Below are 24455 nucleotides of genomic sequence, written 5' to 3'. Positions count from 1 at the left end.
ATATTTAAGTCGATTTTGTGGATATTAAAATGAGAAGAAAAGCTGGTTTCTGTGAAAATAATAGCACTCGTGTGTTGCAAATGTGTTGTATTGGTTTAGACAATATTGATGAAAAACTGGTATGATAACGTTTTTCAATTAGCAAAGGAACAAGGCTTTATGTTAGAATTTATTATACTCATTTACATACTTTACCTTTTAATTAAAATGTATGCTGCATTTATGGAAATAGGTTTTGTTATTCAAGCGCGCACTTTAAAAGCGATTATCCTCTCTCCATCGAATTATGCCAAAGCAGCTGCGTATAAGATAGCTTCACAAAAGCTCTCTTTAGTCTCCTCTTTCTTTGATTTTATTCTCTTTTTTGGTTGGATCACTTTTGGTCTTAGCACGCTTGATTCTATCATATATGTTGAAAATGAAGCATTGCGATCTGTTCTCTTTGTGATGAGTTTTATTGCTATCAACTATGTTTTACTCCTCCCTTTTGATCTTTATCAAACATTTGGACTTGATAAAAAATTCGGCTTTTCTACGATTGATACTAAAACGTTTATTGTAGATCAGGTCAAATCAATCTTTATGTTCGGCTTTTTGGGTGGAGCGTTTTTTTGGGCTATGAGTGCCATTATTATGGCATATGATTATTGGTGGTTTTATGGATTTTTATTTTCTTTTGTGGTTATTTTATGTATCAATATGATTTACCCGATTGTGATCGTTCCACTGTTCAATAAACTGACTCCCCTTGAAGATGAAAGCCTTAAAAGTTCTATTGAAGCACTTTTTAAAAAAAGCTGGACTTAAAAGTAGCGGTGTTTTTAGTTTAGATGCGAGTAAACGTGACAATAGACTCAATGCTTATTTTGGTGGGTTGGGTAGTTCAAAGCGCGTTGTCCTTTTTGATACCTTAATTGCCAAATTGGAAAAGCATGAGTTGTTAGCTGTACTTGGACATGAACTGGGGCATTTTACACACAAAGATATTCTTAAAAATATTGCATCAAGTGCTTTAATGCTTTTTCTGATGTTTGCTCTCTTTGGAAATCTTCCCGTGGAGCTTTTTGACTCCTTACATGTAAATAAATCTGCTGCTAGTGTTATGGTACTTTTTTTACTACTTTCTCCCGTTGTCTCATTTATCTTAATGCCTCTTTTTGGACTTTTGAGTCGTTACAATGAGTACAGAGCCGATGAATATGGCAGTGTTTGTGAAAGTAAAGAAGCGCTTGCTTCTGCCTTGGTTAAACTCGCTGATGAAAATAAAAGCTTTCCTTTTTCACATCCTTTAACGATTGCACTTTATTTCACCCATCCTCCATTAACAGAAAGACTGAAAAAATTAGGTATGCATTTTGATGAAGGTGAAGCACTTGCGCATTAAAGAACTCTTAGCACAAAGTGCAGAGCAATTGCGAGAGGTAACCGATATTCCTCAAAAAGAAGCGATGATCCTTTTAAGTGAAGTGTTAGGCGCTGAGATAAGTTGGCTTATAAGTCACAGTGAGGATGAGATAGGTGAGAATAAGCGTTTGAAAGAACTGTTACAACGTCGTAAAAATCATGAACCTCTAGAGTATATTTTGGGGCGAGCCAGTTTTTATGGTAGAGTTTTTGATGTTGATACACGCGTTCTCATTCCAAGACCTGAAACTGAGATATTGGTCGATAAAGCTATGTCATTAGCTAAAGAACTTTCTCCTAATGCCCATATCGTCGAAATTGGATGTGGTAGCGGAATCATCTCAATTATGCTTTCACTTTTACTTCCTCATGCAAGATTGACGGCGGTAGATATTTCAAGTGAGGCTTTACATGTAAGCAAACACAATGCACAAAAACATGGTGTTAGTGACAAAATAGCGTTTCTTGAGGGAAGTTATTTAGATAGTGTGAGTGGAGAAATTGATATGATTGTTTCTAATCCTCCTTATATTGCTAATGAAGAGCCCTTAGGCATAGGGCTCTCTTTTGAGCCATCTTTAGCACTTTATGGTGGAATAAAAGGTGATGAAATGTTATGTCATATTATTGATCTTTTTCAGGAACGAAAGGCTAAAGTGCTCGTATGTGAAATGGGGTATGATCAACGAAATGCTATTTGCCAGTATGTCGAAAAGAAAGGTTTAGCAGTGGACTTTTATAAAGATTTAGCGGGATTAGACCGTGGATTTTGGATTAAGGAGTAGAAATGAAAAGTTTAATGGTCGTTTATTTGGCAATGTTAGGTATTGCCATTGGTGTTGAAATCGCAGCGGGTGCATTTATAGCCCCAGTGATCTTTTTTCCACAAAAATATCTAGGAGATGGAGTTCTCACTCATTTTCAAAGTGGTGTTTTAATGACACAATTTTTCTTGAAGATGAATATTTTAATAGGTTTTGTAGCGCTTTACAGTATTATCTATGAAGTACAAGTTTGGATGATGGGTAAAAACTATGATTTTCTCTCATTTCTTTTGTCTTTTATTTGTGTGATAACTACAGGACTCTTTCTCTTTTACTATACGCCATTTATTATTCATGCACAGCAATTGGGCTCTGCTGAGACAGTAACCGAAGCCTTTGCAACGATGCATAAGCAGAGTGAATGGGTTATGAAATTATTGATGGTTGCCCAATTTGGTTTATTTATCAGACGAGGTATTTTAAGTCAACGATAAAAGGAAGAAGCTTTTTGGCTTCCTCCTTTTTGCATAGAAGAGGGTTGAGGGTTAATTAATCCATTTGGTGTCTAATATAAGTTGGGATATCAAGATAATCATCTTGTCCCTCATAGCCACCACTTACTTTTTTCATACGTAAAATACGTTCTTTTTTGATTGATTCTTGATTGTTATTAAGCATCTTGAGCTCTTTTGAAGCTTCAACTTTATTTTCAAAACCTGTTGCAACAATAGTGACTCGAACAGAGTTGTCTGGCATATCTTCACTGGTTGTTGTACCAAAGATAACATCAGCATCTTCATCTGCACAATCCAAGATAAGACTCATTGCATTGCTAATCTCTGTAATAGGATAACTTGCTGGAATTTGGAAATGAACCAAAACACCAAGTGCCCCATTGATTGACATGTTATCAAGCAGAGGTGATTCAATAGCACTTTTAATTGCTTCAATAGCTGCATCATCGCCTGTGCTCTCACCAATACCCATGAGTGCCATACCACGATGACTCATAACGGTTTGGACGTCTGCAAAGTCAACGTTAATATCACTTTGACCAGAAGAAAGAACAACTAAACTCATACCGCTAACAGCACGACTTAAAACGTCATCAACGATTCTAAAGCTATCTTTGATTCCAAATTTTGCATCAACAATAGAAAGTAGTTTATCATTAGGGATAATAACAATAGAATCACTCTCTTTGCGCAGTTCATTGATACCCATCTCCGCAAGTTTAGCTCTTTTCTTACCTTCAAACATAAAAGGGCGCGTGACAACAGCAACAGTCAGTGCACCGACTTCTTTAGCTGCTTGTGCAACAATAGGAGCAGCACCTGTTCCCGTTCCTCCACCAAAACCAGACGCGATAAAAACGATATCTGCTTTTTCTAAAGAACTTTTGATTTCTTCGTAACTTTCTAATGCTGATTCTTTACCAATTTCTGGGCGCATACCAGCTCCCAGTCCTTTTTTACCCAATTGAATTTTTGTTTTTGCTAAACAGTTTTCAAGGGCTTGAGCGTCAGTGTTTGCAGCAATAAGATCAATACCACTAATACCTTCTCTTACCATGTGGTTGATCATGTTACCACCACCGCCACCAACACCAATAACTTTGATTTTAGCGCCGTAAACACATTTTGATTCTTCTATGCTAAATCCGTTCATACCTCATACCCCTCTTTAAAATAATTGTGTTAATCTATTCCATAGCTTAGAGCCAAACCCTTCGCTTTCTTCTTCTTGAATATTTGCAAGATCTTTGAGCTTCTCTTTTGCATTATCTGCTTGAGGAGCTGTTCCAATATCGCCTTCTTCTGTTTCATCACCATCATCAAAAGTCTCTTGATGATGGCGAGTTGGTTCAATGGTCTCATCTTTGTAACGTAATTTTTTATTCGAATCAATCTCGTAGGGTGTGAAATGACCACCACCGTATAATACAAGACCAATTGCTGTTGAATAGCTTGGATCTCTGAGTGTCTCAAAAAGTCCATCCATTTCTCTTGGTTTGGCAATTCTTATTGGCACATTGTCAAAAATTGCTGATGCTAATTCTCTAATGCCATCAAGTTTTGTCATTCCACCTGTTAAAACGACACCTGCGCCGATTTGCTCTTTAAAGCTACTATCTTCCAGGGTTTTTGCTAAAATCATCAGCGTCTCTTCAACCCTAACATAGATAACGTTCGAAACAATATTGAGTGATACTTCATGGGTTGAGCCATCATCGCCAATGACAGGGAGCTCTATAAGCTCACTAGAATTACTTTTGAGTGAACCATAATTGATTTTAATTTCTTCAGCTGCACCTAATGGAGTATGCAGTGCTGTTGATAGATCGTTAGTGATATTTAAAGATCCAACGCCTAAATAATCATTGAAACGCATCGAATTGCCTGCATGAATCATCACATTACATGTAGCACCACCCATATCAATAACAGCAACACCCAATTCTCGCTCATCATGATTCAAAACAGCAATCGCTGAAGCATAACAATTGAGAACAATGTTGTCAATTTCGACACCGGCTGATTTAACAGCTTTTCTAAGGTTGCTAAGGGATGATTTTTGTGCTGTAATAATGTGTACTTGGACTTCTAAACGAGCACCATTCATACCAAGTGGATCTTCAATAAACTCTTGATCATCTACTTTGAAGTTATAAGGAAGCACGTGAAGCTTTTCATATTCATTAGGAATATTGGCATTATGATCTGCCATTTGCATTGCACGATTAATCTCTTTAATGCCGATGTCACGATTTGGAATATTAACAATACCGCTGCTATCAACACTTTTGGTGTAAGCACCAGAGATTGAAACGATGACTCTCTCGTACTGTGTTCCTGCGACTCTTTTCGCATCATTAAGCGCATTGCGAATTGATTTTGAAGCAAGGTCAATATTGGTAATAATACCTTTTTTAAGGCCTTGAGACTTTGCAATACCTGCGCCTAAGATTTTGATGTCACCATCATCGTTTTTTTTGAGCGATAATAGCGCAAATCTTGGTTGAACCAATGTCGATACCTAAAATCGTAGTGCTCAACTATTTTCCTTTGTAGTATTGCTCGACTTTGTATGCAGCAGCGAGCTTTTTAATAAGATTTTGGTTTAATTCAGCTTGTTTAACTTGTAAAATATTTTCGCTAATCAAACTAACATACTGCTTAGCTTTGTCTTTATTAAGCAACTTTTGTTCCAAAACCTCGTAGACTATGGCTTTACCATCAATAACCTTATAACCTTTTTTGTTCATGTTATCAAAAACGTGACTTAAAAACTCAGCACTTTTTGCTTCACTCAGACCTGCAATTGACTTAACAGAATCTCTGCTTACAAAACCAAGATCACTACTTGCTGTGAAATTTTCAAGTTTAGCTTGAGCTTTTTTCTCTAAGGTCGTATTTTTGAGTTCTTCTAAAAGATCACGACTTGCATCTTTCTTGGCTAACTCGTAGGACATTGGTTCTGGGAACTTAATCTCTTTCATTTTTATTATAACGTAGTTGTCTTTGACAATAAGTGGTTTGAGCACTTCGTCTTTTGCAGCCACTTGGATTTTTTCAAGAGGGAATGTTGTGTCATCATCAAAAATAACTTTGGTTTCACTTGCATTCACTTCGCCCTTTTTAAAAGCAAGGAAGGATTCTAAAGCAATTTTTTTGTCATTTTTGAGTCGTAAATCAATAATGACTTTTGGTTTTGCTTCTTCAAAACTCATCAGCTTTCCATCAGGTTGCGTGTAGTTATGTTTCTCTTGTGCGTAAAACTCTTCTAATGTTTTATCATCAAATTTTGTTTGAGAGGCAGGGATATTGAGTAATTCAAGTGTATAACTTTTTTTTGTAAGGTATTTAGATTTATTTTTGTCCCAATATGTTTTGATAGCTTCTTCACTAGCAGTCACTTCATTGGTATCCAGTGTCACAGCGCTAATTGCAAGATGATCTTCCATGAAAAAAGCGGAAGCAAAGAGATCGATCTCTTTTTGTGAAGGTGTCAGTTTGAAAAAGTTTTCTAGTTTTGCATTTAAAATCTCTTTTTCAAGGCCATTTTCATAATCATTTGGGTTAATACGGTTTGCTTTTAAAATAGAATAGTAGAGCTCTTTATTAAAAACGCCATCTGTTTGAAAACTTGGAGTATTTTTAATTCGATCTTTAATGTCTTCTTTTGTTGCCAAAAGACCTATTTCATCTGCATAGTTTAGTAGAAGGTTCTGATTTATAAGGGTGTTCATAACAATTTTGTTAAGTCCCATTTGCTCGGCTTGTTCTTGAGTGAGCTTGCCACCTAAGAGATTGTTGTAGTAATTGAAATGGTTGGCATACGCTGTTTGAAACTCTTGGACCGAGATGATTCGATGTCCAACTTTTGCGACAGAGGCTGCACGATCTTTGTTCATATCATAAGCACCCCATCCTACAAAACCAGCACCAACGAATGCTATTGTGCTAATCCAGATAGTGATGACCAAATATTTTTTATGACGTTGCATCCACGTAATCATTCTTGCCCTTTAAGAACTTTGTATTTTGCTATAATTCTATCTGTATAGTTATTAAATAACCATAAATTGCGTGAAACTCCTAACAAAAAAAGGCAAAATGTAACAATGAACACGAAAAAATTAATTGAAGATGATTTAAAGCATATATGGCATCCTTGCACGCAGATGAAAGACCATGAGATACTTCCTATAATTCCTATTAAAAGAGGTCAAGGGGCTTATTTATATGATTTTGATGATAACCGTTATATTGATGGTGTTAGTTCCTGGTGGGTCAATCTTTTTGGACATTGTAATCCTTACATCAATCAAAAAATTAAAGAGCAATTAGATACTTTGGAACATGTGATTTTTGCGGGATTTACCCACGAACCGATTATAAAACTTTCCAAAAGACTTTGTGCATTAGCACCCAAAGGTCTGGAGAAGTGTTTTTACGCCGATAATGGCTCTAGTGCGATTGAAGTAGCGCTTAAAATGAGCTTTCAATATCATAAAAACAGAGGGCAAAAACGACCGCTTTTTGTCTCCTTAGAAAACAGTTATCATGGCGAAACAATCGGTGCTTTAGCCGTTGGTGATGTGAAGCTTTATAAAGAAGTGTTTGATGATATACTCCTTCAAACCATTCAAGCACCTGTACCTAAAGATCAAAGTGAAGAGAGTGCCATTAAAGCTGCCGATGGATTAGAACAAATTTTTAAAGAAAAAGCAGATCAAATTTCCGCTTTTATTATCGAACCATTGATTCAATGTTCAGGTGGAATGAACATGTATCATCCTCTTTATATTACACTTGCACGCAAACTGTGTGATCACTATGATGTTCATTTAATTGCCGATGAAATCGCTGTTGGCTTTGGACGAACTGGTAAAATGTTTGCCTGTGAATATGCGGATGTTAGCCCTGATTTCATGACACTTTCTAAGGGACTAACAGGAGGTTATCTCCCTCTCTCGGTCGTACTAACGACGCAAAAAATCTATGATGCCTTTTATTGTGATTATTCTGAATTTAAAGCATTTTTGCATTCTCACAGTTATACCGGGAATCCTTTGGCGTGCAGTGCCGCTAATGCGACATTAGACATCTTTGAAAATGAATCTATTTTGGAAAAAAATAAAGAAAAAATTGCGTTAATTGGTTCTAAATTAGAACAATTTAAGACTCTTCCAAATGTGCAAAAAGTCCGTCAGACAGGCATGATTGCAGCGGTAGAACTTGATGTTTATCCGATTGATTTTCGGGTGAATTTAAAGATATTCAAGTATGCGTTTCAAAAAGGTGTGATTCTTCGTCCACTCGGCAATGTTGTCTATTTTATGCCTCCTTATGTGATTACATGTAAAGAGATTGAAACGATGATGGATGTAGCGTATGAGGCGATTGTAAGTCTCAATAGATTATAATAGAACCACTTTAACCAAGGAATCCTAGTGAATATACCCCATATCCCCGTACTGTTAGAAGAGGTCAAAGAGGCGTTTCGTAGCATTGATGATGGGGTTGTTATTGATTGTACATTAGGGTATGGTGGGCATAGCGAAGCATTGTTAGAACAAAATCCTAATATCAAATTGATAGGCTGTGATCAAGATGAAGAGGCGTTGGCATTTAGTCAAAAGAGGCTTGAGCGCTTTGGGGATCGTGTAACCCTTCATCATGGTAATTTTGCCTCTGTCATCGCTCAGTATGCACATCTTCCCATTCGAGGGATTTTGGCTGATATTGGTGTTTCCTCTTTACAACTGGATAAAAAAGAGCGTGGTTTTGCTTTTGACTCCAATGTTTTGGATATGCGTATGAATCCAAAACAAGAGCTTAGTGCGTACGAAGTGGTTAACCACTATTCACAAGAAGAGTTGGAATTTATTTTACGTGAATATGGTGAGATTCATGAATATAAGAAAATGGCTCATCTGATCTGTGAAGCACGTTCCAAAGCGCCTATTGTAAGTGCCAAAGAACTTTCAAAATTGGCTGAAAAGGTGGGTGGGAAAAAGAGTATTCATCCTTCAACACTTCTTTTTCAAGCCATTCGTATTGAGGTTAACAATGAGTTGGGAGTTCTCACAGAGCTTTTAGAGAGTATTAAAAATGCCGATTTTAAGCAGTGTATCGTGGGGATTATTTCGTTTCATTCCCTTGAAGACCGTATTGTGAAACAGACATTTAAACTGTGGAGTCAAAACTGTATCTGTTTGCCTTCCGTGATGCGCTGTACATGTGGCAATAATCATAGCATGGGAAAACTCATCAGTAAAAAGCCGATTGAAGCCACAGCATCGGAAATTAAAAAAGAACCCACGCAGTAGAAGTGCAAAATTGAGAGTATTTGAGATAAAGAAGGCGTAATGAACGATAAAAGTGAACTATTAGAGCAGTATGATGCGGAACAGAAAGTTGAGAAAAATCTCGATTTTCGTTTTTTATTGCTCGTTTATATGGTGATGTTTGTTGCTTTTTTGATCATCCTTCCTAAAATTTACATCAAAAATCAGATCTATTATATGAGTCGTGACATCAATAAACTCTATGGTGAATACTCAATTCTTAAAGAAGAGAACCGCGTTTTAAAGCAAAATTTGGAAAATATTCGCTTCAAAAATCAAAATATTAGACACGATTTATATCGATTAATCTTTTTACATGTAAACACACATTAGGAGTTGTTATGCCCCAAGATATGCTGTTGTTAGCTATTTTTATCACTTTTGTTATGGCTATGATCGTTTTAGGATTTTGGATTAGGTCTGTGTTAAATAATAAAGATGCTGAACTTTCTTACGCTAAAGCTAAAAATGAACAGTTAAGTGCAGAAAACCTAGCCATCAACATGAAAAGTGCAACACTTCAAGCTGAACTGCAAGCACAAAAAGAGAGTCATCAAAGGCTCAAACTTGATTTTGAAGAGCAGGGTAAAAAGCTTGAGCTTAAACTTAACGCTATTATGGAACAACACTTAGAAAAAAAGCTTCAAAAATTGGACGATACCTCGATCAAATCACTTGAAACACTTCTCAAACCTTTCAAAGAAAATTTAGAGCATTTCAAAAAAAGCGTTGAAAATTCACAAGAAAACAGTACGAAAAAATTTGCAGAACTTTCCAAAGAGATTGAGTTGGTGGCACGTGCAGGCATGAATATCTCTAAAGAGGCTGAAAATCTGACTAAGGCACTTAAAGGGAAAAAACAGAGCCAAGGCAGTTGGGGTGAGATGATCTTAGAGAGTGTTTTGGAATATTCGGGTCTTGTCAAAGGTGTTCATTACGAAACCCAAGAGAGTTACAAAGATGAAGAAGGTCGCACCAAACGCCCTGATGTTGTCATTAAACTCCCGCAAGAGCGCACGATCATCATTGACTCTAAAGTCTCACTCAACAGTTACGATGAATTTGTGAGAGCTGAAAGTGATGAAGCAAAACACGTCGCTTCAAAGGCTTTATTGCAAGCTTTTCGTGACCATATTGACACGCTTGACTCTAAAGATTACGCACACTACAAACAAGGCACACTTCAATATGTCTTTATGTTTGTACCGATTGAAGGAGCCTTTTCGGTTGCCATCAACGAAGATCCAAAGCTCTATGAATACGCACTTCGCAAGCATATCGCCATTGTCAATCCTTCAACACTGACGGTTTCATTGCGTACGATTTATCTCTATTGGCAAAGTGAACAATCCAGTACGCTTGCTACGAAACTGTTTGATGAAGCCGGTAAAATGTATGACAAGATGGTTGGTTTTTCGGAGAGTTTTAAACGTGTAGGCTCACAGCTTCAAACACTCAATAACAGCTACGAAAACGCTCAAAAACAGCTCACAGAAGGCTCAGGTAATATCTTAGGTCGTGTAGAGAATTTGAAGCGTTTAGGGGCAAAAGCAACCAAAAATCTTAAAGATGCCAAACTCGAATACCAAGATTTTAGTACTGACATTGAACCGATCGAGCTTTTAGAGGAGAACACAGAAGAGTAATTTTTGATATAGCATTGTTGATTGCCTCAAATCGTGTTACAATTTCTTAATTCCATAGTATTTATTCTCTGCCTTCCTCATTGTAAGGAGCATCACTATGAAAAAAACAAAACGGTATACCTTCACTTTTAGCATTATTACCCTTATCTTAGGGCTTGCAAGCTTCCTTTCTATCTCCTTGATTGGTCACAACTATGTACAAAGTTCCAAAAATTCCTACAGCATGATTCAAAAGCGCAATGTTGAAGTGCGTAAAAATATTATTGAAGCCATCAAAGTCTCTTTGCAAAAGACCTCTGCGCATCTTAAGGTGCTTGTTAATAGTCAACAAAGTGATGATCTTTTTGCTTCACGCGAAATTTTTACACGCATGATGTGGGAAATGTTGCTTTCTGATGAAAAGATTGCGAGCATCTATATTGCCGATCAGCTAGGCAATTTTTTTCAAGCCAGACGCACACCCGAATTTGCAATGCGTACAATTGATGTACGTGGGAATGTAGGCGTTGATGAGTGGGCGTATAAAAACACCCAGTTTGAAACAACACGTGTTGAATACACTCCATTATCGTTCGACCCTAGGGAACGTACGTGGTTTAAGCAAGCAGTGTCGCATGAAAAATTTTACTGGTCAGAGCCTTATGCGTTTGCTTCAACCAATGAAATAGGCATTACGGTTTCGTACCCCTATATGAATCCAGCAGGTGAAAAGGTGAAAGTCGCTGGCATCGACTTTACCATCGCTTCGATTACAAAATTGCTTCAAGAACAGAGTGTTGTCATCGATGGTCCTATTGTCATTGTCAATCCTTATGGAGATGTGATTGCAAGTTCATTACCAACGGCAGAAGCCAACCTTAGAGTAGAACAACTCCCTCAAGAGATCAGAAAATCATATGAACAATTTTTAAATGGATCGAAGCGTGGTAGGGTCCAGAGTGCCGCCGATGAACGCTACTTATTTGCTTTTTCAGAATTTCCAGCAGACTTTGGAAAACAGTGGTATATTGGAACATTTTTAGAAGAGAAAAAGGTGACTCAAGAAATTGATGCAATTATGATTCAAAATATTGTGATCTCCCTTCTAATGATGGTTATCATCATTGTGGTGACATGGTTTTTCCTCAGACACATTATTATAGCACCTGTTGATCTGCTTAAAACGATGAGTGATAATGTGGCTACAAAGCAGTATGACGCCGTGCATCACATTAGTACGCGCATCAAAGAGTTTTATGCACTCAGCCATTCGATGGTTTTAATGGCACGCTCTATTAAAACACATGAAAAAGCGCAAGAAAACCTGATGGAGTCGTTTATCAAACTGATTGCCAGTGCGATCGATGATAAATCGCCTTATACGGGTGGGCATTGTGAGCGTGTACCCGAACTTGCTTCTATGTTGGCGGAAGAGGCCAATAAAAATCATCAAGGTATTTTTAAAAAGTTTAATTTCAAAGATGAAAATGCATGGCGAGAGTTTCGCATAGCGGCTCTTTTGCACGACTGTGGCAAAGTGACAACACCTGAATATGTGGTCGATAAAGCAACGAAACTTGAGAGTATTCACAACCGTATTCATGAGATTCGTACCCGTTTTGAAGTGTTGCTTAGGGATGCGCATATCGCTTACTTAGAAGGGCTTTTGGAAGGTAAAGAAAATCAAGCATTGTTACTGCAAAGGCGAAAAGAAGCAGAAGCAAAACTTTTTGATGATTTTTCTTTTTTGGCGGAGTGCAATATTGGTGGCGAGTTTATGGATGCGCAAAAGATTGAGCGACTCAAACAAATTGCTTCGGTGACGTGGATGCGCCATTTTGACGATCGATTGGGGATGAGTGAAGCTGAAAAGAAACGCTTGGCTGATATTCCGCTCAAACCGCTTCCATGTGTGGAAACGCTCTTACAAGATAAACCAGAGCATTATATTACAAGAGCTCAAGAGATTGATACAAAAACATATGCACGTCTTGGCATTACGATGAAAATACCACAATATTACAATAATTTAGGAGAGCTTTACAATTTGAGTATCGCACGAGGAACGCTCAATGATGAAGAACGTTATAAGATCAATGAGCACATCATTATGAGTATTCGCATGCTCTCAGAACTTCCGTTTATGGACAATCTCAAACATGTTCCTGAATACGCTTGTGCACATCATGAGACGATGAAAGGAACGGGCTATCCTAGAGGGCTTAGCAAAGAGCAAATCTCTTTACCAGCGCGCATCATTGCAATTGCCGATATTTTTGAAGCATTAACGGCCAGTGATCGACCGTATAAAAAAGCCAAAACGATCTCAGAAGCGATTAAAATTCTCAGTATACTTAAAATGGATGAGCACATTGATGGGGATCTGTTTGAGCTCTTTTTACGCAGTGGCGTTTACTTGCAGTATGCGAAAAAGTATCTTAAGCCTGAACAGATTGATGAAGTCGATATAACACAATATCTTTCATCGTAAGCCTTTACATGTAAAGATATTCCTACATTTTTTGTTTCATCTTACCGCAAGTAACGAAGCGTTAGAATGTCACAAAAAGATAGGAGACAAAAAATGTCTGAAAAACATTTTGAGCTTGACATCAAGGGCATGACATGTGCGGCATGTTCGGCACGTATTGAGCGTGTGCTCGGCAAGCTTGAAGGTGTGAGTGCCAATGTAAACTTAGCTACAGAAAAAGCGTTTATTAGCTCTTCTAATCCCGAAATTAATCTTCCAGAGATCATTCAAAGCATTGAAAAAACAGGTTTTGGTGCTACCGAATCTTCCAAGGTCGATCAAGAGCAAAAAAGTTTAGACAAAGAGCACGATTACCAAAAGCTTTTACGTGAATTTAGCCTCTCCGCACTGCTTACCTTACCATTTTTAGTCGAAATGATTGGAATGCTGTTTAACATCCATTGGCATCTTCCTGTGATGCTTCAATTAGGGCTTGCGACGATCGTACAGTTTTACTGTGGGCGAAAGTTTTACATAGGTGCATACAAAAGCCTCAAAAGTGGCAGTGCCAATATGGACGTGCTTGTTGTTTTGGGTACGAGTGCCGCGTACTTTTTAAGCCTTTGTGTTCTGCTTTTGAATTTACCGTTGCATCTTTACTTTGAAGCGTCTGTTTCGGTCATAACACTGGTACTCTTAGGCAAACTTTTGGAAGTGAGAGCGAAAGCCAAAACAGGTTTTGCTATCTCAAAACTGCTTCATTTACAGCCTAAAAAAGCATTTGTGGAACGTGATGGAAAGATCGAAGAGATCAGCATTGAAGCGTTACATGTAAACGATATTTTTGTGGTTAAAGCAGGTGAGAGCATCCCCACCGATGGTATTGTCGTTGAAGGCAATAGCATGGTTGATGAGTCGATGATGACGGGCGAGAGCCTTCCTGTGCTTAAATCCGCGGGTGATGTTATCGTGGGCGCGACTAAAAATGGCGATGGCATGCTTAAATGCCAAGCGACCAAAGTCGGTTCCGACACTTTTTTAGCCTCCATCGTGCGCCTCATCGAAGAAGCGCAAGGCTCCAAAGCACCGATTCAACGCCTTGCCGATACGATTGCGGGTATTTTTGTGCCCGTTGTGGTGAGCATTGCAGTGATAACCTTTGGTGCATGGTGGTTTATCGGAGGGAATTTTGAAGAGGCGATTATCAATGCTGTCTCCGTGCTTGTGATCGCATGTCCGTGCGCACTTGGACTTGCGACACCCACAGCGATTATGGTGGGCGTTGGGCGAGGGGCGAGTGAAGGAATTCTCATCAAAAATGCCGAAGTGCTTGAAAATGTGGGCAAGATTAACGCCGTTGTGTTTGATAAAACGGGAACATTGACGTATGCCAATCCTCAAGTCGTTGATGTTTTAATTGAGAATTCACTTTCAAAAGAGCAATTTTTAGCGCTTGCTGCAAGCTTGGAAGAGGGCTCAAAACACCCCTTAGCCAAAGCGATCATCGCTTCAGCTCCACAAAGTCCATCAAAAAGTGTTCAAGCATTTCAGAACTATTCAGGATTGGGCGTTTCTGGGGAGATTGATGGTGTGGTTTACTTTGCAGGCTCACCTGCTTTTATCGCTCAGTTTGCATCATTGCAACCTTCAACGGTCGCGCAAACGTTTTTGGAAGAGGGCAATAGCATTGTAGCGCTCTCTACAAAAGAGCAGATCATCGGTTATATCGCACTAGCAGATACGATTCGTGAAAGTGCCAAAGTGGCGGTTGAAAAGCTTCAAAACGATGGTATAGAGGTCTATATGCTCACAGGTGACAATGAGCGTTGCGCTCAAAAAGTGGCTCATGAGCTAGGCATCAAGCACTTTTTTGCGGAAGTTTTGCCAAACGGCAAAGCGGAGGCAATTTCAAAGTTAAAAAGCGAAGGAAAATTTGTCTGTATGGTGGGTGATGGCATCAACGATGCTCCTGCTCTTGCAGTGGCGGATGTTGCGATTGCGATGTCCAATGGCTCCGATATTGCCGTAGAGAGTGCCGATTTGATCTTAATTGCCAACGATCCACTTATGGTGGTCAATGCCATTGCGCTTTCGCGTGCCACGATGTCAAAAATTAAGCAGAACCTCTTTTTAGCTTTTGTGTATAATACCCTAGCGATTCCACTGGCATTTTTGGGCATGTTAAACCCGATTGTCGCAGGGGGAGCAATGGCGATGAGTTCGGTCTCAGTCGTGAGCAATTCACTGCTTTTACGACGTTGGAAAATGAAATAAACACATTTTTCTGCCTCGAAAGAGGCAAGCTTTAGTGCCCTAGTGGCTAACGTAGCTTCTTGGGCTTTGCCTAAGAAGCGTTATAAAAATAAATAAAGGATAAACAATGGCAACCATCACGTTAGTGGTTAAAGGAATGAGTTGTGGAGGATGCGTTAAAAGCGTCAAAGGTGTTTTAGAAGGAATCAGAGGGGTTAAAAGCGTCAATGTTGATCTCGCAAGCGGTAAAACCATCATCGAGTACGATGCGCCGATTGACATCAGTGTGTTTGAAAAAGCAATCGATGAAGCAGGATTTGAAGTCGTTTCATAATTTTAAATTCTGACACGCTTTTAAAGCGAAGCTTTAAAAACTACGTTAACACTGGGTTCTCTTCGGCAGAGTGCCCACGCGCCTTTGGCTCGTTAATTATCGTTTACATGTAAAGAGGTGAGCCCTATATTTGGGCTCACACAATGCGTTACTTCTCAAATAAAATATGAATATACCGCTTCGACCATAACCCAAAGATCACAATCCACAGAACTGCCACTGTCAAGACGGCATGCAAATATCCAAATTGAGGAAAAATACCTGCAAGAATGCGTATGAGTGCCATTGCTTGAATGAGTCCAAAAAGTGTCACTGCATACGCATCGGCTTTTGGTGTGCGCCCAGAATGCCCCAAAATGACTCTGGTACCAAAACCCACAAGAACGGTTGTAAAATAACCAAGTGCTAAGGCATGCAGAGGAGATTTTTCCAAGTAAATAGCATGTCCAACCAGTGCGCTAAAGTCTTGCACCACAAAAAGTCCAAATCCCACAGGGACCCACCAAATGGAGAGAAAAAGCACCCATAAAATAGCGGGGGATTTTTGAAAGGGTAGACGCCATTTTAAAAGTTCATAGGTCATGATGCCAAAGAGCGCACTGTCCGCCACAAAAGCGTTGATGCTTAAGGCTTCTAAAATCACTTTGAGCATGAGTGCCACACAAACGAAGAGTAAAAAGTGTTTGCTTTTGTTCATCGTGTAGCCGATGATGGTATTGGCAGCGAAAAAGGGCATCATCTTTTGAGAAACGATGAGCACGATAAAAAAGAGGTAGAGATAAAAACTAACGCCCAGTGCTAGAGCATAGGTCGGAAGAAAGGGATCAGCGATGAAGAGTATTTGCCCCACAAGTCCCAGTGCAAAGGCTCTAAGCATCCATGTGGTATCGGTTTTATTGGTAACCGTACTTTTGGTTTGAAACTCGAGTAATAGCAAACAGAGTTTCACATAACCTGCCAAGATAACCAGCATCGAAGCAACGAGTGCGATCTCTGAGACAAATGAGAGGGCTATAAATAAAAGTCCGCCACCATTGATCATCCATGCAATGGGCAGATACGCTTTAGGCGATGCTGCTGGACGCGAAAGGTAGCGTGGAAACGTTGTGAGCAAAAAACCTGCAAAAAACTGCGTAAAGACGATGAACGTCATGGCGTAAGCATGGTAGAGTCCAACGCTTACATGTAAACTTAAAAGACCTGCGTATTGCAGACCAATAAGCGCAACAAAGAGTACGCTTTGTACCACGCCCGCAAAGAAAAAAATGCGGTGTGGCTGAGCGGCAAGGTTTTGAAGAGCCGTCGTCTTAGGCGGCTCTGGTGGGGTTAAACTACTGACAAAAACCACAACAACTAGCCCCTCTGTTGGCTGCATCGATAGCGGCATTTAGCGCTTCGTCATAATTAGGTTCTTCCGTAATCTCAGGAACCACCTGTTTGTACACAATCTTGCCATCTTTGCTGATCACAAAAATCGCTCTCGCACATAAACCTTGTAAAGCACCGTCTTTGATTAAAACACCGTAAGCTTTAGCAAACGCATGGTCTCTAAAGTCACTTCCTACACTTAGATTTGCGATGCTAGCTACATTGCAAAATTTTGCTGCCGCGAAAGGTAAGTCCATTGAGATAATGGTCGTATCAATGTTTTCATGCTTTGCCACTTCTTGGTTAAAACGCCTTGCTTCTGCGTCACACACAGGTGTGTCTAAGGACGGTACCGCGATGATGAGTTGTGCTTTGTTACTCTCTCCACCGATGGTTTTTTCTTGTAAGTCGGGTGTAAGTATTTTAACAAGTGGCGCATAGTTTCCTACTTCTTGGAAGGTTCCTTCCAGTTTCACGGGTGTGCCTTTGAGGGCTGTTTTGTCTATTTTTGCGGTAAATGTCATGGTTATCCTTTCAATTGTTTTATATGGGAGTCATTTTATCTCATTTAAAACAAAAAAACCTTGATCTACATCTAGGTTTTGTTAGAATTAAGCAGAATTAAACAAAAATTTAATGTAAAATAGTTCAATAGTTCAATAGTTCACTTCAAGGAGTAAAAATGCAGTATAAATTAGTTACAGGACCGGATGATTCAACCTTCTGTGCGAGGATTACGGAGTTTTTAAATAACGGTTGGAAGTTACATGGAAACCCAGCTGTAACGTTTAATGGTCAAACAGTGATTGCCGCGCAAGCGATTGTGAAAGAAGATGACAAAGATATAAAGGCGTGCGGATTTACGAAATAAGAGCTTTACATGTAAAGCTCTTATATTTAATCTATACTCTCAAATAACTCAGGACGATACTCAAAGTGCATGGTGTCGTAGTGGTACCATCTTCCGCCCCAGACAAAGCCGTGTTTTTCAAAAATATCGACGATTTCTTTGGGGAATTCATTGTGAAAATTATGGGTTTTGTCCCATTGCCAGTAGCGTGAGTAGTGAGTGTCGAGGTCTATGGCAATTCCGTAACTGTGGGCACTGAGGCGCTCTGTTTTGGCGATTTTGCGAAAGAAGTAGGTGCCATCGACTTTTTTGAGATATTTCATGTACTCTTCGGGCAAACGATCAAGCTCATCAGAGACTTTTTGAAGTTGTGCGCTTGCATTTTCATTTTTGTTAAACTTGAGTTTTGTGCCTCCGTGGTTGGGAAGCCAGTTTACGGTGGTAAGATTTTTCTCGATCTCACTTTTACTGGAACCGTAGAGTTTTTTCAAAAAGGTATCATTGCGAAAACGACCGGGATCATCATTGAGCGCAGGGTCTGTGATGGGTGCAAAGGCAGGGTATTTTTGGTTAAACATATCTTCGATGTCCGCATTTTCAAGTCTTTCATCAAATGTCTTCACTTTTTTATCATCATATGGCAGTGAGCTTCCATCCATAAAAAAAACGGTGTTGTCTTTGATGGTTTTCACGCTGGGGTATTTGGAAACGAGATTATTGCTTTTTGGATTGGCAGGCTTGATCATGATGCCCTCAACGCGGTTAATGAGCAGTCCTTTTTCTGGCACATTTTCTTGATTGGCTCCCACATAGAGGTCTGAGATGATCGCTTTACCGATGACATTGCGACCCTCTTTCCCATCTTCCATCGTTCTTACACCCCAGATATTTTGCATGACAAGGGCTTTTCCTTCAAATTCTCCGGCATAAAGCATGATATGACCTTTGAGGTAAATGAGGCTTAAAAAGGCTATGCCATTTTTGAGTATCATCGCTTCTTTCTCCTTGGGTGTTAAATCTTTCAGTGAAACATACTCTCCAAAACTTTTTTGTGCAGCGGAATTCCTAGGAATCCAAATGCCAAAAGGGGAGAGAAAGTCACGCGTCATAGCAGAACAGTCACGATTGGCAAGGTATCCACCCCATCCGTATTTTTCGCCTAAGAGTTGATCTCCAATTTTGCTGATGCTCTCTTTGCTAAAGTCGATAGGTACGATTTGTGCAAAACTTTTGGGAACATGGAGCTCCAATTTTTGGGCATTAAATGCGGCATCGTGAGTGTATATGTAGGCATGAAAAAAGTTGTCATCTTCGCTGCTGATAGGTAAAATAGCACCCACTTTGGCGTAAGTGATGAAACGTTGTTGTGCATTATAAAGAGGTACATTGTCTTTTACAATAGCGATTTTTTTGGCGCTTAAAAATTCGGTACGCTCTCTCGCATTCACAAGCACGAAACTCTCTACAGGAAGCCAACCCGAAGCAAAAGAGCTCTCCACAAACGCCCAAGCACCGTCTTTACTGTAGTGCGAGATGATAATAGGCTCAGCGACATGAATGCGTGACGTTTGCAAGTAATCAAACGGGTACCCTTCACCCGGTAAGGTTGTTTTTTTGAAAAAAGGTTTTTCTGTTGGGAGGTTACGCATTTGCGCATTTTGGATCATAATCGCATGGGCGTTGATACTTCCATAGGCTTCTACGTTCGTCGCATTGATGATAGCATCAATCTCAGCGCCATCAATGAGTTGTAAGTTTTCACCATAATAGCGATTTTTCAGTCCATACGAGCGATTTGCCCAGAGTGCATCTTCTTTATCATGGCTGACATGGGTTTTAAACCATGGTGAATAGTAGCGGTAGGTAAAATCGTCTTGTGCAACGCTCTGAGGTGTAATGTTTTGTGCTAAAAAGTCTACATTTTGAGGGTAAAGGAGCATTGCTTTTGAAGTGCTTTTCTCTGCGACAAACGTCTGCGCTGAGGGTTCTTTTGTGGCACAACCGCTTAAGAGAAAAAGTGTACATATAAAAAGAAACATATTTCGTATTGACATCGTTTTAAGTCCTTCCTTTTGTAAGTGCTATAATACCAAAAACAACTTAGGAAGCCTCTTTGAACTTAGCACAAAAACTCATCGATATTTTAAAAAAGGACAATGTACTGCTTACGGGTGGTGCGGGTGTGGGCAAAAGCTATCTGGTGGGTGAAATTGTTACGGAGCTAAGAAAAGTAGGCAAACAGGTCGTCGTTCTTGGAAGTACAGGGGTGAGTGCGGTTAATGTGGGTGGTCAAACTTTGCACAGCTTTTTTGCCTTTGGCATCTGCAACCATCTTGATGAGCTCACTCGCCATGACCGTTACGCCAAGGCAAGACTTACTGAAATTAAAAAAGTGCTCACGAGATGCGATCTTTTAGTCATTGATGAGATTAGCATGGTTTCGGCTGATTTGCTTGATATGATCTATTATCGTCTTCGTAATGCCAATTTTGAGGGAAGTGTGCTTTTTGTGGGCGACTTTTTTCAACTGCCGCCTGTTTCCAAAGGCAAAGAAAATAGCTTATGGGGCGGTTTTGAATATGCGTTTGAGAGCAGTTCATGGAATGCGTTTGAGCCTGTGGTGGTGGAGCTGACCATCACGAAACGAACACACGATGTGCTTTTCTTTTCTCACCTTGGAAAGATACGACGAGGCATACTGGATAGCGACACACTCGAATACTTAGAAGCTTTGCGCACCAATGTCGGTGTTTGGGATGATGACCCAACGGTTTTGTTTGGCAGAAACAAAGAAGCGGAGATGCTCAACATCCAGAAATTGGCACAGATTGAGAGCGAGCCCATCGTGCTGAAAGCCAAAGAAAAAGTGCATGAACAGTCTTTACATGTAAACAAAATAGAAGGCTGGAAAAACGCACTTCCGATTCCTGTGGACTTGACCTTAAAAGTGGGTGCAAAGGTGCTTTTTTGTACCAATAAGTGGGGCAAATACTACAATGGCGAGCGAGGCATTATTAAAGCGATTGATGAAAATGAGGTCATCGTGGAAAAAGCGGGCGAATTTGTCAAAGTGGAGCGCCAAGAGTACACCTTGCATGAAAATGTGGTGATGGAGGGTGAAGTCAAAGAAAAACCGCTCGTTTCCATTGAGCAGTTTCCTTTAAAGCTCGCCTATGCTATCACGATTCATAAGTCTCAAGGCATGAGCATTGACTCTTTGGTCTGTAACATCAACAACATCTTTGAAAAAAGCCAATTTTACGTCGCAATTTCAAGAGCACGTTACCCAAAACAGCTTCTGCTCGACTACCATTATCAACGATTTTATGAGCATTTGACGCGGTGTGTGCAAGTCTCACCCAAAGTAGGGGAGTTTTACCAAAAATCAGATATTTTGAAAATAGAAGAAATTAAGAGCGATTCACTTTTTGATGAATTTTGACGATTTACATGTAAAAGAAACAGGTTTAAGGGGGCAATTATGAATCTAGAAATTTCGTATGAATCAAAAGGCTTGATAACCTACTCACAAAGCAATCAAGACGTCAACGCTAAAGATAAAAAACTGACAACGGGTAAGCAGATTACCAACAGTTATTTAGCAGACTACATGGCAAAAGTTGCCTCTGAGTCTAAAACGACTTTTGGCACTCAAGCCGATACGTTTACTCTTGCTGATATTGGTTATAAAGGCAAACCTATTGGTCAGTTGAGTCAAGATGAGGCTAAGTCCTTAGTCGCAGATGATGGTTTTTTTGGTATTCCCCAAACGAGTGCACGTATTGCTGATTTTGTCATTAATGGAGCAGGCGATGATCTTTCCAAACTTCAAGCAGGACGATCGGGAATGCTCCAAGGTTTTGGAGAGGCTGAGAAACTTTGGGGTGGAAAATTACCTGAAATTAGTTATACTACAATGCAAAAAGCACTCGAAAAAGTTGATGCCAGAATCAAAGAACTTGGTGGAAGTGTGCTCGATACATCAGTCTAAAAAAGGGTCGTATGAAACGTCTTTTAACAGCAATTTTACTTTTACATGTAAGCCTTTTCGCAGAGACATTGGTTTTAGAGCATTTTAAAACCAATGTTTTTGCAAAGGTCGATAAAAAGCCTGTTGAAGTAACCATTGGTTTGGTTTTTGAAGGCAATGATGTCAAAAAAAATGAACATAAAGTTGTTGATACCCTCAATATTGTCATAGGCAGTTATTTTGCAGAAGACCTTGTGACCTCTCGTGGAAAAGAGCTTTTGAAATCTACACTGATTGCTTATGCCAAAAAAACACATAATTTAGTGATTGATTCGGTGTATATTCAAGAGCTAACCGTCAAGAGCAATCCAACCACCCAAGAAATTGTTGATGCTATCAAAAAAGAGGGCGTTTTCCAACAACAACAGCAACAAAATAGTGCGCCCAAACAGCAATATCAATCCCAACCACAACTCAATCTAGCACCTCCTCTTCCTAAACGATCCCTCATTCCTGAAGAAAAAGCAGTTAATTTCTAGATGAAAGATTTTGAAGCTGCAAAAGAGTTTTTTAAAGATACTGTTGATCCTTCGTTGTATTTTGATAGCATAAGTGCTGAAATTGCCCGAAATAAACTCCAAGAAGCCATTGGCAATCCTGCTATTCCCCTTATGTTTATTATTGGTGATCCTGGTGTAGGGAAAAGTCATATTATGCGAGTCATGCACCATGCAACAGCCCTTAAAACGACTACTGTTTTGATTGAACATCCTTTTTTTGATCCACGCGATCTCTATAAAGAGCTTTATGAAGCGCGAGGTATGAACTTTGATAAAAATAAAAGCCAAGGCGAATTTTTAGATGATCTGTTTGAAGCTTACGTAGGGACGTTGTGCACGATTTTTATTGATGAAGCACAACTGTTAAATAATGACCAATTTGAGTTTATTCGTTGTTTTAAGTGACACGAAACTGTTCCAATTTGTATTGGCAATGCACAAAGATGAGGGTATCATTTTACTGAATAAAAAGCAATTTAAAACACGTACGAAGCTTGTCATTGAATATGGTAATCTTGAGGAAAATGAGATACTGCGTTATATTCAAACATTGCTCATGGGCCATATGCATGGTGATATTGCCCTCATGTTTTCTACACATGAGGCGAAAGTCATTGCGCGCTATGCCAAAGGAAACTTTCGTACGATTAAAAAATTTCTCTATACGCTTATGAAACTTCTTGATTACGCACAGCAAAAAAATTTATCAAAATACCGAAAACTGGGCAGTTGTCTTTTAACAATGGCAGCGCTAGATATAGGACTCATTGATGACAAGTAGTCGCTTCGAAGAGCTAGAAAAACGCTGTGCAAGGCTTAAAAAAGCACGTATTCTTCGCTTAGTTTCTCTCCTTGCATGTTTGTTTTTAGGTTCATTTGGTATTTATTATTGGTTGAATCATGCGCGCCAAGGGGTAAATGAAAACACTCATGTATCGGTTCATGATGCCAATGCTTCTATCCCTCTTCTTTCTGATATAAATGAGACGACAACACAAAATGTAGAAGTTATACCGATATCACAAATGGAGGCTTCGGCAGAGATACTTTTCTTAGCGCCACATGTGTACAAAGACAAGACTAAATTACCTTCTGCTGAGCTAGAAGAGGCCAAGCGATCTTTAAATGAAGAACAGCATTTGCTAAAAGTATTTCAAGCAGAGCAAAATTTTTCTAATGCGTATGCTTTGGCACATTTTTATTTTGAACGCAAATCGTATAGTGAAGTTATTCTTTGGGCCAAAGAGGCAAGCAAATGTGATTCACGCTCTGATTTACCTTGGATTTTGTATGCAAAGTCAAAATTTTATCTGGGCGATCGAGCAGAAGCCATAAGGTCTTTGGAACTTTTTTTAGGCTATATTAATTCTAAAGAAGCACAAGCACTTTTAAATTTTTACAAAGGACAAGAATGAGAGTCGTTTTTGCATTATTGGGTGTCTTTTGGAGTTACATTTACGCATACTCTTACAACGATCTTTTAAGAGATTATGAGGCTAAAAATTTTGATAAAGTATGCAATGAAGGCAATGCTTTTATTCTGAAAAATGATAAAAATGAGCAAATCCTTGTTGCCATTGGTGATGCCTGTTCGAGAATCGATTCAATCAATCCTCTTGGAAACATCAGCAAAAACCTTATTAGCACTAAGGAATACCGCGAAAGTGGTTCTTACTTTGCAACATTGGTGCTTCAAAAAAAACTTATTTATCAATTTATGCATGACAATATTAATCTCAAAGAACTCAAACTTCCACGAACCAATCATGTCCTCTCAATAGTCTTTGAACAGCTCTCAAAAGGTAATTATGAAATTGTTGATAAACGTGTTGAGATCACAACACCTGAGATGAACTACTTATTATGGCTCTCAGATGATGATCCAAAAAAGGTTTATATCGACGAAAATAAAGATGGTAAGTTGGTTAAGCGTCATTGGTACCTATAAGGCTTTACTTTGTTTTAGGGTGTTTTGGACTAAAATCCCTCCTCTAATTTTTTTAC

General features: G+C 39.2%; 23 protein-coding genes and 2 pseudogenes. 19 read left to right on the top strand and 6 right to left on the bottom strand.

What is annotated here, in order from left to right:
* Positions 1 to 159: 159 nt before the first annotated feature.
* Genes Sdiek1_RS15245 through Sdiek1_RS09240 form a run of 4 tightly spaced genes read left to right on the top strand, consistent with a single transcriptional unit; the run spans position 160 to position 2662 of the window.
* Positions 160 to 807 (top strand): M48 family metalloprotease, encoded by a 648-nt coding sequence (locus tag Sdiek1_RS15245; protein ID WP_238098913.1) that lies wholly within the window; start codon positions 160 to 162, stop codon positions 805 to 807.
* A complete protein-coding gene (locus Sdiek1_RS15240; protein ID WP_238098911.1) occupies positions 776 to 1384 on the top strand; it encodes a M48 family metalloprotease in 609 nt (202 codons plus the stop codon). The genes Sdiek1_RS15245 and Sdiek1_RS15240 overlap by 32 nt, the downstream gene beginning before the upstream one ends.
* A complete protein-coding gene (gene prmC / locus Sdiek1_RS09245) occupies positions 1365 to 2189 on the top strand; it encodes a peptide chain release factor N(5)-glutamine methyltransferase (protein ID WP_238099296.1) in 825 nt (274 codons plus the stop codon). Before Sdiek1_RS15240 ends, prmC begins: the two co-directional genes overlap by 20 nt.
* Positions 2190 to 2191: 2 nt before the next feature.
* Positions 2192 to 2662 (top strand): DUF4149 domain-containing protein, encoded by a 471-nt coding sequence (locus tag Sdiek1_RS09240; protein WP_087438854.1) that lies wholly within the window; start codon positions 2192 to 2194, stop codon positions 2660 to 2662.
* A gap of 55 nt (positions 2663 to 2717) precedes the next feature.
* Here Sdiek1_RS09240 and ftsZ read toward each other — a convergent pair whose 3' ends face one another.
* The 3 genes and pseudogenes from ftsZ to Sdiek1_RS09225 all read right to left on the bottom strand — a co-directional run bounded on the left by ftsZ (position 2718) and on the right by Sdiek1_RS09225 (position 6687).
* Positions 2718 to 3836, bottom strand: a complete 1119-nt coding sequence (ftsZ, locus tag Sdiek1_RS09235; protein ID WP_087438853.1) for a cell division protein FtsZ — start codon at positions 3834 to 3836, stop codon at positions 2718 to 2720.
* Positions 3837 to 3851: 15 nt separating this feature from the next.
* Positions 3852 to 5223: pseudogene (gene ftsA / locus Sdiek1_RS09230) on the bottom strand (cell division protein FtsA).
* Positions 5224 to 6687 carry a peptidylprolyl isomerase gene (locus tag Sdiek1_RS09225; protein WP_087438852.1) on the bottom strand — a complete coding sequence of 488 codons (1464 nt, stop codon included), beginning with the start codon at positions 6685 to 6687 and terminating at the stop codon, positions 5224 to 5226.
* Between the two features lie 105 nt (positions 6688 to 6792).
* Here Sdiek1_RS09225 and Sdiek1_RS09220 point away from each other — a divergent pair, with 105 nt between their 5' ends.
* From Sdiek1_RS09220 to Sdiek1_RS09190, 7 genes and pseudogenes are all read left to right on the top strand, one after another.
* Positions 6793 to 8097 (top strand): adenosylmethionine--8-amino-7-oxononanoate transaminase, encoded by a 1305-nt coding sequence (locus Sdiek1_RS09220; RefSeq protein ID WP_087438851.1) that lies wholly within the window; start codon positions 6793 to 6795, stop codon positions 8095 to 8097.
* 27 nt (positions 8098 to 8124) lie between these two features.
* A pseudogene (rsmH, locus tag Sdiek1_RS09215) lies at positions 8125 to 9043 on the top strand (16S rRNA (cytosine(1402)-N(4))-methyltransferase RsmH).
* Positions 9043 to 9354, top strand: coding sequence for a hypothetical protein (locus tag Sdiek1_RS09210; RefSeq protein ID WP_087438850.1), 312 nt, complete (start codon positions 9043 to 9045; stop codon positions 9352 to 9354). Before rsmH ends, Sdiek1_RS09210 begins: the two are co-directional and overlap by 1 nt.
* Before the next feature lie 8 nt (positions 9355 to 9362).
* Positions 9363 to 10667 (top strand): DNA recombination protein RmuC, encoded by a 1305-nt coding sequence (locus tag Sdiek1_RS09205; RefSeq protein ID WP_087438849.1) that lies wholly within the window; start codon positions 9363 to 9365, stop codon positions 10665 to 10667.
* Positions 10668 to 10764: 97 nt separating this feature from the next.
* Positions 10765 to 13137: an HD domain-containing phosphohydrolase gene (locus Sdiek1_RS09200; protein WP_087438848.1), complete on the top strand. Its 2373-nt coding sequence runs from the start codon at positions 10765 to 10767 to the stop codon at positions 13135 to 13137.
* A 93-nt stretch (positions 13138 to 13230) separates the two neighbouring features.
* Entirely contained in the window at positions 13231 to 15390 is a 2160-nt protein-coding gene (locus tag Sdiek1_RS09195; RefSeq protein ID WP_087438847.1) for a heavy metal translocating P-type ATPase, read from the top strand.
* 106 nt (positions 15391 to 15496) lie between these two features.
* Positions 15497 to 15703, top strand: coding sequence for a heavy-metal-associated domain-containing protein (locus Sdiek1_RS09190; RefSeq protein WP_087438846.1), 207 nt, complete (start codon positions 15497 to 15499; stop codon positions 15701 to 15703).
* A 148-nt stretch (positions 15704 to 15851) separates the two neighbouring features.
* On the opposite strand, the gene Sdiek1_RS09185 is transcribed toward Sdiek1_RS09190, so the two are convergent.
* Positions 15852 to 17078, bottom strand: coding sequence for an NnrS family protein (locus Sdiek1_RS09185; RefSeq protein ID WP_238098909.1), 1227 nt, complete (start codon positions 17076 to 17078; stop codon positions 15852 to 15854).
* Positions 17035 to 17595: a thiol peroxidase gene (gene tpx / locus Sdiek1_RS09180; protein ID WP_087438844.1), complete on the bottom strand. Its 561-nt coding sequence runs from the start codon at positions 17593 to 17595 to the stop codon at positions 17035 to 17037. The genes Sdiek1_RS09185 and tpx overlap by 44 nt, the downstream gene beginning before the upstream one ends.
* A 158-nt stretch (positions 17596 to 17753) precedes the next feature.
* Between tpx and Sdiek1_RS09175 the strand changes: the two genes are divergently transcribed.
* Entirely contained in the window at positions 17754 to 17942 is a 189-nt protein-coding gene (locus tag Sdiek1_RS09175) for a DUF1737 domain-containing protein (protein ID WP_087438843.1), read from the top strand.
* 26 nt (positions 17943 to 17968) lie between these two features.
* On the opposite strand, the gene Sdiek1_RS09170 is transcribed toward Sdiek1_RS09175, so the two are convergent.
* Entirely contained in the window at positions 17969 to 19975 is a 2007-nt protein-coding gene (locus Sdiek1_RS09170) for an SH3 domain-containing protein (protein WP_087438842.1), read from the bottom strand.
* A 59-nt stretch (positions 19976 to 20034) separates the two neighbouring features.
* Here Sdiek1_RS09170 and Sdiek1_RS09165 point away from each other — a divergent pair, with 59 nt between their 5' ends.
* From Sdiek1_RS09165 to Sdiek1_RS09135, 7 genes are read left to right on the top strand one after another with little or no spacing between them, the layout of a single operon-like run.
* Positions 20035 to 21363, top strand: a complete 1329-nt coding sequence (locus Sdiek1_RS09165) for an ATP-dependent DNA helicase (RefSeq protein WP_087438841.1) — start codon at positions 20035 to 20037, stop codon at positions 21361 to 21363.
* Positions 21364 to 21402: 39 nt separating this feature from the next.
* Positions 21403 to 21912: a hydrogenase gene (locus Sdiek1_RS09160; RefSeq protein ID WP_087438840.1), complete on the top strand. Its 510-nt coding sequence runs from the start codon at positions 21403 to 21405 to the stop codon at positions 21910 to 21912.
* Between the two features lie 11 nt (positions 21913 to 21923).
* Positions 21924 to 22430, top strand: a complete 507-nt coding sequence (locus Sdiek1_RS09155; protein WP_087438839.1) for a hypothetical protein — start codon at positions 21924 to 21926, stop codon at positions 22428 to 22430.
* A complete protein-coding gene (locus Sdiek1_RS09150) occupies positions 22431 to 22856 on the top strand; it encodes an ATP-binding protein (RefSeq protein WP_087438838.1) in 426 nt (141 codons plus the stop codon).
* Positions 22831 to 23232, top strand: coding sequence for a hypothetical protein (locus tag Sdiek1_RS09145; RefSeq protein WP_151897986.1), 402 nt, complete (start codon positions 22831 to 22833; stop codon positions 23230 to 23232). Before Sdiek1_RS09150 ends, Sdiek1_RS09145 begins: the two co-directional genes overlap by 26 nt.
* Entirely contained in the window at positions 23222 to 23866 is a 645-nt protein-coding gene (locus Sdiek1_RS09140) for a CDC27 family protein (RefSeq protein ID WP_087438836.1), read from the top strand. The genes Sdiek1_RS09145 and Sdiek1_RS09140 overlap by 11 nt, the downstream gene beginning before the upstream one ends.
* Positions 23863 to 24399 carry a hypothetical protein gene (locus tag Sdiek1_RS09135; RefSeq protein ID WP_087438835.1) on the top strand — a complete coding sequence of 179 codons (537 nt, stop codon included), beginning with the start codon at positions 23863 to 23865 and terminating at the stop codon, positions 24397 to 24399. Before Sdiek1_RS09140 ends, Sdiek1_RS09135 begins: the two co-directional genes overlap by 4 nt.
* The last annotated feature ends 56 nt before the right edge of the window (positions 24400 to 24455 follow it).

This window comes from Sulfurospirillum diekertiae (genome assembly GCF_002162315.1).
In the GTDB taxonomy this organism is placed as follows: Bacteria; Campylobacterota; Campylobacteria; order Campylobacterales; family Sulfurospirillaceae; genus Sulfurospirillum.
This window is presented reverse-complemented; position numbering and strand designations above follow the sequence as displayed.

What these genes read in the sequence shown, in the direction of transcription:
- Sdiek1_RS15245 (WP_238098913.1), top strand. Translation starts at nt 160, where the DNA reads ATGTTAGAATTTATTATACTCATTTACATACTTTACCTTTTAATTAAA.
- Sdiek1_RS09240 (WP_087438854.1), top strand. Translation starts at nt 2,192, where the DNA reads ATGAAAAGTTTAATGGTCGTTTATTTGGCAATGTTAGGTATTGCCATT.
- ftsZ (WP_087438853.1), bottom strand. Translation starts at nt 3,836, where the DNA reads ATGAACGGATTTAGCATAGAAGAATCAAAATGTGTTTACGGCGCTAAA.
- Sdiek1_RS09225 (WP_087438852.1), bottom strand. Translation starts at nt 6,687, where the DNA reads ATGATTACGTGGATGCAACGTCATAAAAAATATTTGGTCATCACTATC.
- Sdiek1_RS09220 (WP_087438851.1), top strand. Translation starts at nt 6,793, where the DNA reads ATGAACACGAAAAAATTAATTGAAGATGATTTAAAGCATATATGGCAT.
- Sdiek1_RS09210 (WP_087438850.1), top strand. Translation starts at nt 9,043, where the DNA reads ATGAACGATAAAAGTGAACTATTAGAGCAGTATGATGCGGAACAGAAA.
- Sdiek1_RS09205 (WP_087438849.1), top strand. Translation starts at nt 9,363, where the DNA reads ATGCCCCAAGATATGCTGTTGTTAGCTATTTTTATCACTTTTGTTATG.
- Sdiek1_RS09200 (WP_087438848.1), top strand. Translation starts at nt 10,765, where the DNA reads ATGAAAAAAACAAAACGGTATACCTTCACTTTTAGCATTATTACCCTT.
- Sdiek1_RS09195 (WP_087438847.1), top strand. Translation starts at nt 13,231, where the DNA reads ATGTCTGAAAAACATTTTGAGCTTGACATCAAGGGCATGACATGTGCG.
- Sdiek1_RS09190 (WP_087438846.1), top strand. Translation starts at nt 15,497, where the DNA reads ATGGCAACCATCACGTTAGTGGTTAAAGGAATGAGTTGTGGAGGATGC.
- Sdiek1_RS09185 (WP_238098909.1), bottom strand. Translation starts at nt 17,078, where the DNA reads ATGCAGCCAACAGAGGGGCTAGTTGTTGTGGTTTTTGTCAGTAGTTTA.
- tpx (WP_087438844.1), bottom strand. Translation starts at nt 17,595, where the DNA reads ATGACATTTACCGCAAAAATAGACAAAACAGCCCTCAAAGGCACACCC.
- Sdiek1_RS09175 (WP_087438843.1), top strand. Translation starts at nt 17,754, where the DNA reads ATGCAGTATAAATTAGTTACAGGACCGGATGATTCAACCTTCTGTGCG.
- Sdiek1_RS09170 (WP_087438842.1), bottom strand. Translation starts at nt 19,975, where the DNA reads ATGTCAATACGAAATATGTTTCTTTTTATATGTACACTTTTTCTCTTA.
- Sdiek1_RS09160 (WP_087438840.1), top strand. Translation starts at nt 21,403, where the DNA reads ATGAATCTAGAAATTTCGTATGAATCAAAAGGCTTGATAACCTACTCA.
- Sdiek1_RS09155 (WP_087438839.1), top strand. Translation starts at nt 21,924, where the DNA reads ATGAAACGTCTTTTAACAGCAATTTTACTTTTACATGTAAGCCTTTTC.
- Sdiek1_RS09150 (WP_087438838.1), top strand. Translation starts at nt 22,431, where the DNA reads ATGAAAGATTTTGAAGCTGCAAAAGAGTTTTTTAAAGATACTGTTGAT.
- Sdiek1_RS09140 (WP_087438836.1), top strand. Translation starts at nt 23,222, where the DNA reads ATGACAAGTAGTCGCTTCGAAGAGCTAGAAAAACGCTGTGCAAGGCTT.
- Sdiek1_RS09135 (WP_087438835.1), top strand. Translation starts at nt 23,863, where the DNA reads ATGAGAGTCGTTTTTGCATTATTGGGTGTCTTTTGGAGTTACATTTAC.